10 protein-coding genes are annotated in these 15,959 nt (G+C 63.7%); 2 read left to right on the plus strand and 8 right to left on the minus strand.

The features are described from left to right. The first annotated feature begins 2 nt into the window (after window positions 1-2). Together metH and maiA are read left to right on the plus strand one after the other, a co-directional pair. Entirely contained in the window at window positions 3-3,866 is a 3,864-nt protein-coding gene (gene metH / locus IVA95_RS14380) for a methionine synthase (protein WP_247511090.1), read from the plus strand. 266 nt (window positions 3,867-4,132) lie between these two features. Next, window positions 4,133-4,795: a maleylacetoacetate isomerase gene (gene maiA / locus IVA95_RS14385; protein ID WP_247511062.1), complete on the plus strand. Its 663-nt coding sequence runs from the start codon at window positions 4,133-4,135 to the stop codon at window positions 4,793-4,795. Between the two features lie 138 nt (window positions 4,796-4,933). Here maiA and IVA95_RS14390 read toward each other — a convergent pair whose 3' ends face one another. The 8 genes from IVA95_RS14390 to IVA95_RS14425 form a co-directional block, all read right to left on the minus strand. After that, window positions 4,934-5,560: a glutathione S-transferase family protein gene (locus IVA95_RS14390; protein ID WP_247511091.1), complete on the minus strand. Its 627-nt coding sequence runs from the start codon at window positions 5,558-5,560 to the stop codon at window positions 4,934-4,936. Window positions 5,561-5,903: 343 nt separating this feature from the next. Further along, window positions 5,904-6,497, minus strand: coding sequence for a GNAT family N-acetyltransferase (locus IVA95_RS14395; RefSeq protein ID WP_247511063.1), 594 nt, complete (start codon window positions 6,495-6,497; stop codon window positions 5,904-5,906). A 6-nt stretch (window positions 6,498-6,503) separates the two neighbouring features. Then, complete coding sequence (gene glpK / locus IVA95_RS14400) at window positions 6,504-8,006, minus strand: glycerol kinase GlpK (RefSeq protein ID WP_247511064.1); 1,503 nt, start codon at window positions 8,004-8,006, stop codon at window positions 6,504-6,506. Between the two features lie 232 nt (window positions 8,007-8,238). Further along, complete coding sequence (locus IVA95_RS14405; protein ID WP_247511065.1) at window positions 8,239-9,012, minus strand: SDR family oxidoreductase; 774 nt, start codon at window positions 9,010-9,012, stop codon at window positions 8,239-8,241. 143 nt (window positions 9,013-9,155) lie between these two features. Then, window positions 9,156-10,295 carry a pimeloyl-CoA dehydrogenase small subunit gene (gene pimD / locus IVA95_RS14410; protein WP_247511066.1) on the minus strand — a complete coding sequence of 380 codons (1,140 nt, stop codon included), beginning with the start codon at window positions 10,293-10,295 and terminating at the stop codon, window positions 9,156-9,158. Between the two features lie 171 nt (window positions 10,296-10,466). Beyond that, window positions 10,467-11,657, minus strand: coding sequence for a pimeloyl-CoA dehydrogenase large subunit (gene pimC, locus IVA95_RS14415; RefSeq protein WP_247511067.1), 1,191 nt, complete (start codon window positions 11,655-11,657; stop codon window positions 10,467-10,469). Between the two features lie 183 nt (window positions 11,658-11,840). Beyond that, window positions 11,841-13,526 carry a dicarboxylate--CoA ligase PimA gene (gene pimA, locus IVA95_RS14420; RefSeq protein WP_247511068.1) on the minus strand — a complete coding sequence of 562 codons (1,686 nt, stop codon included), beginning with the start codon at window positions 13,524-13,526 and terminating at the stop codon, window positions 11,841-11,843. A gap of 193 nt (window positions 13,527-13,719) precedes the next feature. Further along, complete coding sequence (locus IVA95_RS14425) at window positions 13,720-15,816, minus strand: 3-hydroxyacyl-CoA dehydrogenase NAD-binding domain-containing protein (RefSeq protein WP_247511069.1); 2,097 nt, start codon at window positions 15,814-15,816, stop codon at window positions 13,720-13,722. Window positions 15,817-15,959 lie beyond the last annotated feature (143 nt).

Raw genomic sequence — 15,959 nt, forward strand, 5'->3', positions numbered from 1 at the left:
CGATGATTTCTTCGATTTCGCCGAAGCGAACCGCTCTGCTCGCCGCCGCCCGCGAGCGCATCCTGGTGCTCGACGGCGCCATGGGCACCATGATCCAGGGCCTGCAGTTCGACGAAGCCGCATTTCGCGGCGAGCGTTTCAAGCACTTCCATCGCGATATCAGGGGCAACAACGACCTCCTGATACTGACGCAGCCGAAGGCGATCGAAGACATCCACGCCGCCTATCTGCGCGCCGGCGCCGACATCGTCGCGACCAACACGTTTTCGTCCACCTCGATTGCGCAGGCCGACTACGACATGTCGGACGTCGCCTATGAACTAAACCGCGATGGCGCCAGGCTTGCCCGCGCCGCCGCCGAGCGCGTCTCGGCCGAGGACGGCAAACAGCGCTTCGTTGCCGGCGCGCTGGGCCCGACCAACCGCACCGCCTCGATCTCGCCCGACGTTTCCAATCCCGGCTACCGCGCCGTCACCTTCGACGATCTGCGCAAGGCCTATGGCGAACAGGTCAACGGCCTGCTCGACGGCGGCGCTGACCTGCTGCTGGTCGAAACCATTTTTGACACGCTGAACGCCAAGGCAGCGCTCTATGCGATTTCGGAGATCACGGAAGGACGCGGCATCGACGTGCCCGTGATGATCTCCGGGACCATCACCGACAAATCCGGCCGCCTACTCTCCGGGCAATTACCGGAAGCGTTCTGGAATTCGATCCGCCACGCCAAGCCGATCACCGTCGGCTTCAACTGCGCGCTCGGCGCGGAAGACCTGCGTGCCCATATCGCCGACATCGGCCGTGTCGCCGACACGCTGGTGTGCGCCTATCCGAATGCCGGCCTGCCCAACGAGTTCGGCCAGTACGACGAGACGCCGGATTACATGGCGCGGCTGATCGGCGAGTTCGCCGAAGCGGGCCTCGTCAACATCGTCGGCGGCTGCTGCGGCACCACGCCCGACCATATCGCCGCGATAGCTGCCGCGGTCGCCCCGCACAAGCCGCGTATCGTGCCCGTGATCGAGCCGCGGCTGCGGCTCTCGGGGCTCGAGCCGTTCGAACTGACTCCGGCGATCCCCTTTGTGAACGTCGGCGAGCGCACCAACGTCACCGGCTCGGCGAAATTCCGCAAGCTGATCACCGCGGGCGATTACACTGCGGCCCTGCAAGTGGCGCGCGACCAGGTCGAGAACGGCGCGCAGATCATCGACGTCAACATGGACGAGGGCCTGCTCGATTCCGAGGCCGCGATGGTGACGTTCCTCAACCTCGTCGCCGCCGAACCCGACATCGCGCGTGTGCCGGTGATGGTCGACTCCTCGAAATTCAACGTGATCGAGGCAGGCCTGAAATGCGTTCAGGGCAAGCCGGTCGTGAACTCGATCTCGATGAAGGAAGGCGTGGAGAAATTCATCCACGAAGCCCGCATCGCGCGCCGCCACGGCGCAGCCGTCGTGGTGATGGCATTCGACGAGATCGGCCAGGCCGATACGTTTGCGCGCAAGACCGATATCTGCAAGCGCGCCTACGACATCCTCGTCAACGAGGTCGGCTTTCCCCCAGAGGATATCATCTTCGACCCGAATATTTTCGCGATCGCGACGGGTCTTGAAGAGCACAACAATTACGGCGTCGACTTCATCGAGGCGGCGCGATGGATCCGTCAGAACCTGCCGGGCGCGCATATTTCCGGCGGCGTCTCCAACCTCTCGTTCTCGTTCCGTGGCAACGAGCCGGTGCGCGAGGCGATGCACTCGGTGTTTCTGTATCACGCCATCCATGCCGGCATGGACATGGGCATCGTCAATGCTGGCCAGATGATCGTTTATGACGACATCGATGCCGAGCTGCGGCAGGTGTGCGAAGACGTCATTCTCAACCGTGACCCCGGCGCGTCCGAGCGGCTGCTGGCGCTCGCCGAAAAATTCCGCGGCAAGGAGAAGCAGAGCAAGGAGCAGGATCTCGCCTGGCGCGAATGGCCCGTCGAAAAGCGGCTGAGCCACGCGCTGGTGCACGGCATCACCGAGTTCATCGAGGAAGACACCGAGGCCGCTCGGCTGACAGTGGAGCGGCCGCTGAACGTGATCGAAGGGCCGCTGATGGCGGGCATGAATATCGTCGGCGATCTCTTCGGCGACGGCAAGATGTTCCTGCCGCAGGTGGTGAAATCGGCGCGCGTGATGAAGCAGGCGGTCGCCTATCTGATGCCGTTCATGGAAGAGGAGAAGGCGCGCAACCTCGCCAATGGCGTCACCGGCGACGGCCGCAACGCCGCCGGCAAGATCGTGCTGGCGACCGTCAAGGGCGACGTCCACGACATCGGCAAGAACATCGTCGGCATCGTGCTGCAATGTAACAATTTCGAGGTGATCGACCTCGGCGTCATGGTTCCCGCCAACAAGATCATCGAGACGGCGAAAGCCGAAGGCGCTGATATCATCGGGCTATCGGGCCTGATCACGCCCTCGCTCGACGAGATGAGTTTTCTGGCCGGCGAAATGGAGCGGCAGGGCATGAAGATGCCGCTGTTGATCGGCGGCGCCACCACGAGCCGCGTCCATACGGCCGTGAAGATCGACCCGAACTACAAGGGTGGTCCGGTGGTGCATGTCAACGACGCCAGCCGCGCGGTGGGCGTCGCGTCGTCGCTGCTCTCGCCGGACAGGCGCGAGGCCTATGCGGCCGACATTCGCGCCGAGTACGCCAAGATCTCCGCGGCGCATTTCCGGGCGCAGGCCGACAAGAAGCGGCTGAAGCTTGCGGACGCGCGCGCCAATGCGGTCAAGATTGACTTCGCCAAGGCACCGCCGAAGAAACCGGCGTTCCTCGGCATCAAGAGCTTTGACGCCTACAACCTTGCGGAGCTCGCCGAATACATCGATTGGACGCCGTTCTTCCAGACCTGGGAATTGACCGGGCGCTTCCCCGCCATCCTCGACGATCCCAAGATCGGCGAAGTCGCGCGCTCGCTCTATGACGACGCGCGCAAGATGCTCAACCGCATCATCAAGGAGAAATGGTTCAAGGCCCGCGCCACCATCGGCTTCTGGCCGGCCAATGCTGATGGCGACGATATCGCTGTCTATGCCGACGATGCGCGCGCCAAGAAGATCGCGACCTTCCACACGCTGCGCCAGCAACTGGAGAAGCGCGAGGGCCGCTTCAACGCCGCGCTGTCGGATTTCATCGCGCCGGTGTCCTCGGGCTTGCCTGATTATATCGGCGCCTTCGTGGTCACGGCGGGGATCGGCGAGGACGCGGTGGCCGACCGCTTCAAGAACGCCAATGACGATTACTCCTCGATTCTGTGCAAGGCGCTGGCCGATCGCCTCGCAGAAGCTTTTGCCGAGCGGATGCATCAGCGCGTCCGCAAGGAATTCTGGGGTTACGCGCCGGACGAGGCGCTAACCTCTGATCAGCTCATCCTCGAGCAGTATGCCGGCATTCGCCCGGCCCCCGGCTATCCCGCGCAGCCCGACCACACCGAGAAGGCGACGCTATTCCGCCTGCTCGATGCGGAGAAGACAGCCGGTGTGAAGTTGACCGAGAGCTTTGCGATGTGGCCCGGCTCGTCGGTGTCAGGACTTTATTTCTCCCATCCCGAAAGCTTCTATTTCGGTGTCGGCAAGATCGAGCGCGATCAGGTCGAGGACTATGCCGCGCGCAAGGGCATGAGCGTGGCCGAGACCGAGCGCTGGTTGGCGCCGGTGCTGAATTATATTCCCTCGCAGGAACAGGCGGCGAAAGAACCAGCGTCGATCGCGGCCGTTCCCGCCAACGACATGACCTCCAACGATTTGGCCTCGCACCCGCCCGGCTGCGCCTGCGCGGTGCATCTGGCCTGGCGGAAGAAGGCGGTGGGGGCGTAGAACCGCTTTCTTCCCTTCTCCCCTTGTGGGAGAAGGTGGCGCGAAGCGCCGGATGAGGGGTTCTATCCGCGGAGAGAACCCCTCACCCGTCTCGAATGAGCTTCGCTCATTCGATCCGCCCTCTCCCACAAGGGGAGAGGGGAAGAAGTACAGGAACAACTTCGTCATCGCCGGGCTTGACCCGGTGATCCATCTTAAAGACTCTTACGAAGGTGATGGATGCCCGGGTCAAGCCCGGGCATGACACAGTGCCTGAGGCTCCTCCCATGAAGTTCTTCTCCTTCTGGCGATCGCTGGCGAGCTTTCGCGTTCGAATCGCGCTCAATCTGAAAAACGTGCCGGCTGAAGTGATCTTCGTCGACATCGATGCCAACGCGCATCGCGATCCCGAATATCGCCGGATCAACCCGCAGATGGCGCTGCCGGCGCTGGTCGAAGATGACGGCACCGCGCTGTTCCAGTCGCTCGCCATCCTCGAATATCTCGACGAGAAATATCCCTCCCCGCCGCTGCTGCCCACTGATCTCGCCGGCCGCGCCCGCGTGCGCGCATTGGCGCTGATGGTCGCCTGCGAGGGCCACCCGCTGCTAACGCCGCGGGTGCGGCGCTATCTCGACCACGAGCTGAATCTGCGCGACACCCAGCAGGCGGCATGGCGGCGGCACTGGATCGCCGAGACGCTGGCGGCGCTGGAGGGACATCTCGCCGACCACGAGGACACCGGCGAATTCTGCCATGGCGATACGCCCACGCTGGCCGACATCTGCATGGTCGGCCATGTCACCGTCGCGCTGAACCAGCAGGTCAATATGACGACCTATCCGACCGTGAAGCGCACCTTCGAGACCGCGATGGCGCTGCCGGAATTTGCGAAAGCCCATCCGCTGGTGCAGCCGGATACGCCCGAGGCGATGCGGCCTAGGGTGTGAAAGCGAGGCCGGCCGGCCGGCGGCGCGACTCCCCGGACGCGCCGCAGCCGGCCTGAAAAAATCGCGAAAACGACCCCATGCAAAGTAGGATTGGGCTGGCTCCGCGGCTGTGGCCGGGCGCGGCCCCGTCCAGCTCAATCACCCTTTCGGCGGGGCCAGCGGCTGCACGATTTCCTTAAACGGCGGCAGCGCCTCGCAAGTGGCAGAATGCGCTTTCAGCGCCCGATAGCTGGCGTCGAACAGCTCGGGATGTGCCTCGCCGACAAAGCGCAGCACGCAGGCGACCGCGATATCGGCGTGGCCGGCGCGCTCGCCGAACCAGTACGGCGTCTTCACCGCCGCGCGCTCTTTCTCCAGCACCTCCAGCACGCCCGCGATCTGCGCCTTGCAGCGCTCGACCCAGAGATCGAGCTGCTCCTTGCGCAGCACGCGCTCGTACAACAGGCTGACGCCCTTGTCGCCAAGCCCCATCGCCAGCGCGCAAATCCGCAAATGCCGCCAGCGCGCCTCGCCGCTCTTCGCAATCATCGCCTTCTCGGGCCCGACGCGATCGTCGAGATAATCCAGGATCATCGCGCTCTCGATCAGCGCCTCGCCACTGTCCAGCACCAACGTCGGCACCCGCCGCAGCGGATTATAGGCCGCAATCTTGTCGGCATCGCCGAAGGTCGACCACGGCTTGTGCTCGAAGTCGATGCCATAGAGCCGCGTGGCGATGGCGACGCGGCGGACGAAGGGGGAGTCGTATTGGCCGATCAGGATCATGGTTTCTCTCTGCTCGTCATGGCCGGGCTTGACCCGGCCATCCATCCTCGTTGGAAAGATTCCTCCGAAGAGTGATGGATGCCCGGGTCAAGCCGGGGCATGACGAGGTTTGCTTTGGGGTTGCGCTGCACACTATCCTAAGTACGTCGGTTAGTAATGCAACGGGGGAAGCAGGAGGTGTTTTAGGGGAATGCTCTGACGAACCCCACCCACAAGTCGTCATACTCCGCGAAAGCGGAGTATCCAGTACGCCGCAGCGTCTCGGTTCTGTCGTAACGTCTCTGGAATACTGGATCCCCGCTTTCGCGGGGATGACGGCTGAGGATGAGGACGCTTTGGCGCTTCACTCAATCACCGGCACATGCCGCGCCACCTCGCGCGGCGCGGTGCCGTCGAGGCGGGGATCATCGCTCACCTCAACCTCCCGCCGGAAGGCACGAAAACCCGAGCGCTGATAGAACGCCAGCGCGGCTGGATGATCGAAGGTGCAGGTGTGCAGCCAGAGGCGTGTGATCGGCCGCGACCACGCGATTTCCAGCGCGCGGTTCATCAGCCAGCGGCCGGCGCCAGTGCCGACCAGTTTTGCGGTGACGCCGAACATGCCGATCTCGCATTGGCCGGCCTCGCGAAAATCCAGCTCTAACAGGCCCTCGTCGCGGCCGTTGTCGACCAGCGCGTAGACTTCGAGCTGCGGCGAATGGAGCCGCGCCGCGAGTTCGGCGTCGGGCATCTGTATTCGCGAGAACCACAGCCATTCCTCGCCGACGCGACGATAGAGATCGCGAAACCAATCGAGCGGCGGCATCTCCACCCGGCGCAGCGACCATGCGCCGGCGGGATCGGAACGCGGCGCGGGCCGTTCAGTCATCTCCAGATGCGTAACGATAGCGGCGATCTTGCCGGCGGGAACGTCCGAATAGCCGTCGGGCACTATCAACTGACGTCACTCCCCTTCATCGCTCGCGAGCACGCCCTTCACCGCCCTCGCCCATCCCGCCAGCTTCCGCTCCCGCGTCGCCGCGCTCATCGCCGGCTTGAAGCGGTGCTCCAGCCGCCAGTTGTCGGCGAACTTGCCGGGCTCGGGATAGACGCCGGCGTTCAGCCCGGCGAGATAGGCGGCGCCGAGCGCTGTGGTCTCCTGGATCATGGGGCGATCGACCGGCGCGTCGAGCAGATCGGCTAGGCGCTGCATGGTCCAATCAGACGCGGTCATGCCGCCGTCGACGCGGAGCACGATGTTAGCGGCGGTTGCGTCCGGCCAATCGGCGCGCATCGCGGCCCAGAGGTCGAAGGTCTGATAGCAGACGCTCTCCAGCGCGGCATGCGCGAGTTCGGCCGGGCCGGTATTGCGGGTCAGGCCGAACAGCGCGCCGCGCACGCGGGGATTCCAGTAGGGCGCGCCGAGGCCAACGAAGGCCGGCACCAGATAGACGCTCTGCAGTGAGTCGGACTTGTCCGCGAGCGGACCGGTTTCGGACGCCTGCTTGATAATGCCGAGGCCGTCGCGCAGCCATTGCACCGCCGAACCTGCGACGAAGATCGAGCCTTCCAGTGCATAGGTGCGTTTGCCGTTCAGTTGATAAGCGATGGTGGTGAGCAACTTGTTCTTCGAGGCGACCGGCGTGGTGCCGGTGTTGAGCAGCGCGAAGCAGCCGGTGCCGTAAGTCGATTTGATCATGCCGGGTGTGAAACAGGCCTGACCGATGGTCGCGGCCTGCTGGTCGCCGGCGATGCCGGAGATCGGGATGGAGCCGCCGAATAGTTCAGCGACGCAGTCGCCGAACTTGGTGGAGGAGTCCTTGACCTCCGGCAGCATCGAGCGCGGCACGCGCAACAGCTTCAAGAGCTCGTCGTCCCAGTCGCCGGTGTGAATGTTGAACAGCAGCGTGCGCGAGGCGTTGGTGGCGTCGGTGGCGTGCACGTTACCGCCAGTGAGTCGCCACAGCAGATAGCAATCGACGGTGCCGAACATCAATTCGCCGCGGCCGGCGCGTTCGCGCGCACCCGGCACGTGGTCGAGTATCCAGGCGACCTTGGTGCCAGAGAAATAGGGATCGATGATCAGGCCGGTCTTGGCCGAGATCGCACGCTCGTGGCCTTCATTTTTGAGCTTGGCGCACATGTCAGCGGTGCGGCGGTCCTGCCAAACGATGGCGCGGTGCACGGCCTGCCCCGTGGCGCGGTCCCAGACCACCGTGGTCTCGCGCTGGTTGGTAATGCCGATCGCCGCAATGTCTTTTGCTTTCAGGCCGGCCTTTTCCAGCGCCTCGCGGCAGACCGTCACCGTCGACGTCCAGATGTCCTCCGGCTCGTGCTCGACCCAGCCGGACGCCGGAAAATGCTGCGGGAACTCCTGCTGCGCCGTCGCGGCGATGGAGATGTCGCTGCGGAACACCATGGCGCGCGAAGACGTGGTGCCCTGATCGATGGCCAGCACAAAGGACATGACGTTGCTTCCCCGGGGAGGTTTTGATTGCTGAGAGGCAATCCGATTGAGGGAGGTTCGTCAATATCCCGTCGCGCGCCCCGGATGCAGCGCAGCGTCCTCGGGATCGCGCTTCGCGCGACTCCGGCGGTGCGCTGCTAAGCCGGGGCCAATGATTGGGGTACGAAGCATCGATCCCGGCTCTGCGGAGCAGCGTGAAGAACGCTGCACCGCGTCCGGGACACGAGACCGGCTACACGGAGGCCGTCGTCACGCCGCCATCCACCACAATGGTCTGGCCGGTCATGAAGGTGGAGGCATCGGAGGCCAGATAGGCTACGGCGCCAGCGATTTCGTCGGGCTCGCCGATCCGGCGCAGCGGCGTGGTGGCGGTGCGACGCTTGAGGAGGTCGGCGTCTTCCCACAGCGCACGGGCGAAATCGATTTTGACGAGACCCGGCGCGACGCAATTGACGCGCACGCCCTTTGGGCCCCATTCGCCGGCGAGGCTGCGGCACAGCGCGAAGTCTGCCGCTTTCGAAATGCCGTAGGCGCCTATCACGGTAGAGCCGCGCAATCCCCCGATGGAGGAGATAATCACCACCGAGCCGTTGCCGCGCTCCGCCATCTGCGGGATCGCCAGCGCGCAGAGCCAGATGTTGCTCTTGACGTTACTGCCCATGATCTTGTCGAAGGCCTCGTCCTTGATGTCGAGCAGCGGACCGTAATACGGATTCACTGCGGCGTTGCAGACGAGGATGTCGACCTTGCCGTAGTGCTTGGTGGTACCTGCGATCAGCGCCTCGACTTCCTCGCGGCGCGAGATGTTGCAGGGAATGACATGGGCGTCGCCGCCGACCTTCTTGATGCCTTCCGCGACCTCGTGGCAGGCGTCGGCCTTGCGGCTGGAGATCACGACCTTGGCGCCGAGTTTGGCGAGCAGCTCAGCGGAGGAGCGGCCGATGCCGCGGCTGGAGCCGGTGATGACGGCGATCTTGCCGGTGAGATCGAACGGGGTGTTTTTCATTGTTGGTTGTTCCCTGAATCCTTCCTCGTCGTTGCGAGGAGCGAAGCGACGAAGCAATCCATGCCCGACCTTGCGGCACTATGGATTGCTTCGCTACGCTCGCAATGACGGGGCAACATCAGTGCCCCGCAACGACACGTGGCTTACACCAGCCCGCCTTCCGCGACGCGGCGGAGGTGGTAGTCGGTGTCGCCAAAGGTGTTCTCGATCATGGTCAGCCGCTTGAAGTAGTGGCCGATCTTGGCTTCCTGGGTCATGCCGATGCCGCCGTGAAGCTGGATCGATTGCTGGCCGATGAATTTTCCGGACTTCCCGATCTGCACCTTGGCAGCGGCCACCGCGGTCGCGCGCTCCTTGGCGTCGTCGAAATCGGCCGCCATCGTCGCGAACATTGACATGCTGCGGGCCTGTTCGAGGGCGACGAACATGTCGGCGGCGCGATGTTGCAAGGTCTGGAAGCTGCCGATCGGAACACCGAACTGCTTTCGCGTTTTGAGATACTCGACGGTCGTCTTCAGCGATTCATCCATCGCGCCGACCGCTTCCGCGCACATTGCGGTGCGGGCTTCATCGACTACGCGCTCGATCAGTGGCAGGCCGTTCTCGGGATCGCCGATCGCAGCGTCGCTACCCACCTCGACGCCGGTGAAGGTGATATCGGCGGCATGCAGCCCGTCCTGGGTCGGATAGCCCTTGCGGGTGACTCCCTTGGCATTCGCCGGAACGAGGAACACGCCGACGCCGGTCTTGTCGCGCCGGCTGCCCTTGGTACGCGCGGTCACGATCAGGGTGTCGGCATTCTCGCCGTTGAGCACGACGAATTTTTCGCCGTCGATGACCCAACCGTCGCCCTTCTTCTTGGCCGTAGTGGAGACATCGGCGAGATCGTAACGCGAGTTCTTCTCGAGCTGGGCGAAGGCAAAAGTCTTGCTGCCGTCGATGATGCCGGGGATGTGCGCGGCCTTCTGCTCGGCCGAGCCGCCATGGCGCAGGAAGCCGCCGCCTATCACGACCGTGGCGAGATACGGCTCCAGTACCAGCGCCTTGCCGAGCGCTTCCATCACGATCATGGTTTCGACCGCACCCGCGCCAAAGCCGCCATCGGCTTCCGCAAACGGCAGACCGAGCAGGCCCTGCTCGGCAAGCTTGCCCCAGACGGCCTTGCTCCAGCCGCCCTTCTCCTTCTGGTACTTCTTGCGCGCATCGAAATCGTAGGAGTCGGTCAGCAGACCGTCGATGCTTTCCTTGAGAAGGCGCTGCTCCTCGGACAAATCAAAATCCATGTTGTTTACTCTCTCCAGAATTCAATGCGGGCACGCCGTTGCCCCACTCTCGATCGTCATCCCCGCGGAGGCGGGGATCCAGTAACCACAGCCGCCTGCCGTAATCACGATCGCCGCGGCGTACTGGGTCCCCCGCCTTCGCGGGGGACGACAGGTGTTGTTGTGGCGGGACTAGAGCCCCAGCACCGCCTTGGTGATGATGTTGCGCTGGATCTCGTTGGAGCCGCCGTAGATCGAGACCTTGCGGTTGTTGAAGTAGCTCGGCGCGATCTGGGCGGTCCAATCCATGGTTTCGTTGGAGGCGTCGTCGCCGTGCTCGTCGTAGGGAGCTGCGAACGGGCCGATCACTTCCATCAGCAGTTCAGTGGTGGTCTGCTGGATTTCCGAGCCCTTGATCTTCAACACCGAAGACGCCGGGTTGGGCTTGCCCTTGCCGTGCTTGCCTTCGTCGGCGACGACGCGGAGCTGCGTCAGCTCGAGCGCCTTCAGCTCGATCTCGCAGGCAGCCAGCTTCTCGCGGAAGCCCTGGTCCTCGATCACTGGCTTGCCGTTCGATTCGACCTTGGAGGCGAGTTCCTTGATGCGGCGCAGCCGTTCCTTGGAGACGCCGACGCGGGCGATGCCGGTGCGCTCGTTGCCAAGCAGGAATTTTGCGTAGTCCCAGCCCTTGTTCTCCTGGCCGATCAGGTTTTCGACCGGCACCTCGACGTCGTCGAAGAACACTTCATTGACCTCGTGGCCACCGTCGATGGTCTCGATCGGGCGCACGGTGACGCCCTTCGACTTCATGCTGAACACGATGAAGGAGATGCCCATCTGCTTCTTCGCTGACGTGTCGGTACGGCACAGGCAGAAGATCATGTCAGCGTACTGGGCCAGCGTGGTCCAGGTCTTCTGGCCGTTGATGATGTACTTGTCGCCCTTGCGCTCGGCCTTGGTCTTCAGCGAGGCGAGGTCCGATCCCGAGCCCGGCTCCGAGAAGCCCTGGCACCACCAGTCGTCGACATTGGCGATGCGCGGCAGATAGTACTGCTTCTGCTTCTCGTTGCCGAAGGTGTAGATGACCGGCCCGACCATGCTGACGCCGAAGGCGAGCGGCGCCGGCGCCGGATGCATCTGCAGCTCTTCGTTGAAAATGTACTGCTGCACCGAGCTCCAGCCGGTGCCGCCATATTCCTTGGGCCAGTGCGAGACGCCCCAGCCCTTCTTGTTCAGGATGCGCCACCAGGCGATCATCTCGTCCTTGGAGAGATGGCGGCCCTCGACCATCTTGCGCCGCGTTTCCGGCGGTACGTTGTCGCGGAAGAAGGCTCTCACTTCTTCACGAAACGCGATTTCTTCCTTGCTGAAAGCGAGATCCATCGGATCCTCCTTGTGAGCGAATGAATTACATTCGTTGTGACGCGAACTCTTTGTTTCGTCGTCCCTGCGAACGCAGGGACCCATAACCACCGGCTTCTACGATTGACAAAGCCGTCTCCCCATGTGCCCGAAGCAAGGCCGCGGCGTATGGGTCCCGGCTCAAGGCCGGGACGACGGCGGAGTTTAGGAACGACCTCCTGATGCGGCTTGCTGTTTCGGCGATGCGACTTGCGATTGCTGCATGCGCAGTTCGTGGCGCGACAGTTTTCCGACCGGCGTGCGCGGCAGTTCGCTGACGAACTCGACCGCCGCGGGCAGCTCGTGCTTGCCGAGCTTGCCGGTAAGGAAGGCGCGCAGCTCATCCAGCGTGAACGGCTTTGCATCCGCGCGCAGCTTGATGAACGCCTTTGCCGCCTCGCCGCGGTAATCATCGGGAATGCCGATCACGATCACTTCCTGCACGGCAGGATGCGCATAGATCGCCTGCTCGATCATCTGCGGATAGACGTTGAAGCCGCCGGAGATGATCATGTCCTTCTTGCGATCGACCAGGTAGAAATAGCCGTCGGCATCCATATAGCCGATATCACCGGTGAGGAAGCGGTCGCCGACAAAGGCTTCGGCGGTTTCCTTCGGCCGGTTCCAGTAGCCCTTGGTGACGTTCGGGCCGCGGATGCGGATTTCCCCGGTTTCGCCCACCGGCATCAGTTTGGTCGGATCCTCCAGCGACACCACGTCCATCTCGATGCCGGGCAGCATCAGGCCGATCGAGCCGGGTTTGTCCGGCCCTTCCTTCGGATGTGCGGTGCCGGGCGAGCAGGTTTCGGTCATGCCCCAACCGCTCTTCAGCTTCATGCCGACCCTGCGCTCCAGGATCCGTGCGACTTCAACCGGCAGCGGTGCGCCGCCCGAGCCAACGCTGACCAGCGAGGACAGATCGCGCTTGTCGAGGTCCGGCAGAGCTGCGATCGCGATCCACATCGTCGGCACGCCGGGAAAAACGGTAGCACGCTTGACCTCAATATCGCGCATCACGGCCTCGACGTCGAAACGCTGATGCAGTGAGATCAGATTACCGCGCCGGATCGACGACAGCAGCACCACCGTCAGCGCATAGATATGGAACAGCGGCAGCACGCAGATCACGCGCTCGATCGCATTGCGCTCGGCGCGCGCCGGCCTGCCCCAGACATCGTAGATCGATACCGCCGAAGTCAGATTGCCGTGGCTGAGCATCGCGCCCTTCGGCAGGCCGGTGGTGCCGCCGGTATATTGCAGCAGCGCGACATCGTCGGCCGAGATCGCGGGCCATTGCGCCGGCTTTGCCGCGCCGCCGGTGAATTGCTGGTAGGTGACGATCTTCGGATTAGCCGGTAGCGCGGTTTGGGGGGTCCCGACCTTGCCCCAATGATCGTCCTCGCAAACGATCAGGCGATCGATCAGTCCCTTGTCGAGGAATTTCAGCGCGGTCGGCAACAGCGCTGATAGATTGCTGGTGACCAGCACGCGCGCGCCGGAGTCCGTTAGCTTGTGCGACAGCGCGATCTCGCCGTCGAGCGGCGACAGATGCACGACACGTGCGCCGGCCTTCAGCGCGCCGAAGAAATTGACGGGGTGATCGGGCGAATTGCCGAGGAACAGCGCGACCGAACTGTTCTTGCCGTAGCCCGCTCGGAGGAAGGCGCTAGCGGCGGTCTCCACCAACGCTTCGAGTTCGCTGTAGCTGATTGGCCGGTCGCGGAATTCGATGGCCGGCCGTGCGGCGAACTCGGCGGCCGCGTCCGACAACAGGTCCGGCAGCGTGCCGCATGCGATCGGTTCGTCCCAGCGGACGCCTTGCGGAAAGAACTGCTCGCCGGGATGGGTCATAAGCACTTTGACGACCGTGAGGTGAGCACAACTGCGCGGGCTCCCTTCCCCCTTGAGGGGTCCGAGGCGAGCGAAGCCCGCTCTCGAGGTTGGGGAACGTGGTTCACACGGGCAGTCCCGATGCGGCCACCCCTCTCCCGGACCCTCCCCCGCAAGGGGGGAGGGAACGGAGAGACTGTGCCTACAGTCAGCATCAAGCCGCCTTCGACTGCTGGGCCAGCGACGCAAACGTCTTGCCTTCAGCGGCGAGGCGCTTGAGCAATGGTGCCGGTTCGAGCGAGGGATCATTGGTCTCCTTCGCATAGTACGACAGCCGGTCCGCGATGTGCTTCAGCCCGACCTGGTCGGCATAGTACATCGGGCCGCCGCGATAGATCGGCCAGCCATAGCCATAGAGCCAGATCACGTCGATGTCGCTCGGCCGCGCCGCGATGCCCTCTTCGAGGATGCGCGCTCCCTCGTTGATCATCGGGTACATCATGCGCTCCAAGATCTCGTCGTCGCTGACGACGCGCTTCTTGCGGCCCATGCGCTGCAGCGTCTCGTCGATCAGCTTCTCGACTTCGGGATCGGGCAGCGGCGCGCGCGAGCCGCCCTCATATTTGTAGTAGCCTTTGCCGGTCTTCTGGCCGAAACGTCCCGCCTCGCACAGCGCGTCGGCGATTTCCGACTTGATGCCGCGGTCCTTGCGCGAACGCCAGCCGATATCGAGACCGGCGAGATCGCTCATCGCGAACGGGCCCATCGGCATGCCGAACTTCGTCACCACAGCGTCGACCTGCTGCGGCAACGCGCCTTCGAACAACAGCTTTTCCGACTGCTTGCCGCGCTGGGCCAGCATGCGATTGCCGACAAAGCCGTCGCAGACGCCGACCACGGCCGGCACTTTTGCAATCTTGCGCGCGATCGACACCGCGGTCGTCAGTGCATCCGGCGCGGTCTTGTCGGCACGCACGATCTCGCACAACTTCATCACGTTGGCCGGCGAGAAGAAGTGCATGCCGAGCACGTCCTGCGGACGCTTTGTGACTTTCGCGATCTCGTCGATGTTGAGATAGGAAGTGTTGGAAGCCAGCACCGCGCCGGGCTTGGCGTATTTGTCGAGCGCCTCGAACACTTCCTTCTTGACCGCCATGGTTTCGAACACGGCCTCGATCACAAGGTCAGCGTCCTTGACGTGCTCGAGACCGACCTTGCCGTCGATCAGGCCCATGCGCTTGGCGGGGGCATCGGCGGGAATACCGCCGCGCGCCGCGGTCGCCTCGTAATTCTTCTGCATCACGCCCATGCCGCGCTTGAGCTGTTCTTCGCCGGTCTCGATCAGCGTCACCGGGATACCGGCATTGGCAAAGGACATGGCGATGCCGCCGCCCATGGTGCCGGCGCCGATGATAGCGACGCGTTCGACTGGGCGCGGTTTTGTTCCATCGGGCACGCCGGCGATCTTGGCGGCTTCGCGCTCGGCGAAGAAGGCGTAACGTTGCGCCTTGGACTGGTCGCTGGAGACCAGCTTGAGGAAACCTTCACGCTCCTTCTTCAACCCTTCGTCGAACGGCAACTCGATCGCGGCGCGTACCGCATCGGCTGCGGCGAACGGCGCTTCCAGCCCGCGCGCCTTCTTGGTCAATGCGGCGACTGCGTTGGTAAAGATCGAGATGTCGGCCTTGGCGGCAGCGAGCTTGCTGTCATCGTCGCGCAGCTTGCGCAGCGGGCGCTTCTCCGCCAGCACCTTGCGCGCGAAAGCTTCACCGCCCGACGCCGGCCCCTCGACGATTTCCTCGATCAGGCCGTTCTTGAGCGCCTCCGCCGCGCCGATCGGGTCACCGCTGACGATCATCTTGACCGCGAGTTCGGGGCCGACTGCGCGCGGCAGGCGCTGGGTGCCGCCAGCGCCCGGCAACAGGCCGAGCTTCACCTCGGGCAGGCCGAGCTTCGCTTCTTTGACCGCGACGCGATAGTGGCATGCCAGCGCGACTTCGAGACCGCCGCCGAGCGCCGTGCCGTGAATGGCCGCGATGATCGGCTTCGGCGAGTTCTCCATGAGATCAAGCACCTCGGCGAGGCCCGGAGGCTTCGGCGGTTTGCCGAATTCGGTAATGTCGGCGCCGGCGATGAAGGTACGGCCTGCGCAGGTCAGCACGATCGCCTTCACTTCCGAATCCGCGATCGCGCTCTTCATGCATTCGAAGATACCGCCGCGCACCGCGGCGCTCAGCGCGTTAACGGGAGGACTGTTGACCGTGACGATGGCGATAACGTCATGACGCTCGAGTTTTACGACTTCGTTCACGGGACTCTCCCTGGATCGTTTGTTCTTGGATTGCCGCTCGACTTGCGTTGAGTGGCTACGGTCGTCATTTTCGCAATTTCGCACTGCGAAATTTAATTCCACACCTTGACAGCGAGGGTTATTTTGAAGCACGTCCCTTGTCA

This window comes from Bradyrhizobium sp. 157 (assembly GCF_023073815.1).
In the GTDB taxonomy this organism is placed as follows: domain Bacteria; phylum Pseudomonadota; class Alphaproteobacteria; order Rhizobiales; family Xanthobacteraceae; genus Bradyrhizobium.